This window comes from Methylobacterium oxalidis, assembly GCF_007992195.1.
GTDB lineage: Bacteria > Pseudomonadota > Alphaproteobacteria > Rhizobiales > Beijerinckiaceae > Methylobacterium > Methylobacterium oxalidis.
The window spans coordinates 1-1,041 of the sequence record NZ_BJZU01000303.1 but is presented as its reverse complement, the minus strand read 5'-3'; the positions used below and the strand labels follow the sequence as shown (position 1 = coordinate 1,041).

The 1,041-nt window shown below is 69.7% G+C and carries 1 protein-coding gene; it reads left to right on the top strand.

The window, feature by feature from the left end:
- The first annotated feature begins 78 nt into the window (after positions 1-78).
- A protein-coding gene (locus MOX02_RS30705) for an IS630 family transposase (protein ID WP_147029526.1) occupies positions 79-1,025 on the top strand; the annotation gives its coding sequence in 2 pieces (ribosomal slippage) (positions 79-418 and positions 418-1,025; 948 coding nt in all).
- Positions 1,026-1,041 lie beyond the last annotated feature (16 nt).

Here is a 1,041-nt window from a genome sequence, read left to right as displayed (position 1 = left end):
CTAGAGCGTTTTCCACGATCCCTGAGTCGGCGTGGCGGGGTGAGCGTTGATCCCTGAGGGTTCGTCAGGGAGATCGCCATGGCCCGTGCCTACAGCCACGATCTGCGTGTTCGCGTCCTGGACGCGGTGGGCGCGGGTCTGTCCCGCCGGGCCGCGGCCCGGCGCTATCGGGTCGGCGTCGCCACCGTGATCCGCTGGGCCGCGCACGCGACGACGACAGGAGAGACGCGGGCTCAGCGTCAGGGCCGCCCACCCGGCTCCAAGCTCGACGTGCACGAAGCCTTCCTGCTCGCCCTCACCGAAGAGAAGGACGACATCACGCTCGCCGAGATGCAGGAACGCCTGCGGGCCGAGCGCAGCGTATCGGTCGGACTGGGCACCCTCTGGCGGTTCTTCGCCCGCCGGGCGGTGACGTGGAAAAAAAGTCAGCGCACGCGGCCGAGCAGGCTCGTCCGGACGTGGCCGCAGCGCGCGAGGCGTGGTTTGCCGCGCAGCCCGACCTCGATCCCGAGCGCCTGATCTTCATCGACGAGACGGGGCTGTCCACCCGCATGGCGCGCCTGCGCGGTCGCTGTGCCCGCGGTCAGCGCCTACGCTCGGGCATCCCGCACGGCCATTGGCTCACGACGACCTTCGTGGCGGGCCTGCGCCTGTCGGGGATGAGCGCGCCGATGGTCCTCGACGGGCCGATGACGCGAGACTGGTTCCTGGCCTACGTTGAGCAGGTGCTCGCCCCGACCCTCCGGCCCGGCGACACCGTCATCCTCGACAACCTGCCCGCCCACAAGGGCGCGGCGATCGAGGTCGCCATCGAGGCGCGCGGGGCACGGCTTCAGTTCCTGCCGCCGTACTCGCCCGACTTCAACCCGATTGAGATGGCCTTCGCCAAGCTCAAGGCGCTGCTGCGCAAGATGGCCGAGCGCACGGTCGATCGGCTCTGGACCGCCGTCGGCGATCTTCTCGACACCTTCACGCCGGCCGAGTGCGCCAACTACTTCGCCGCCGCCGGTTACGATCCGGAGTAGGTGGAAATCGCTCTAG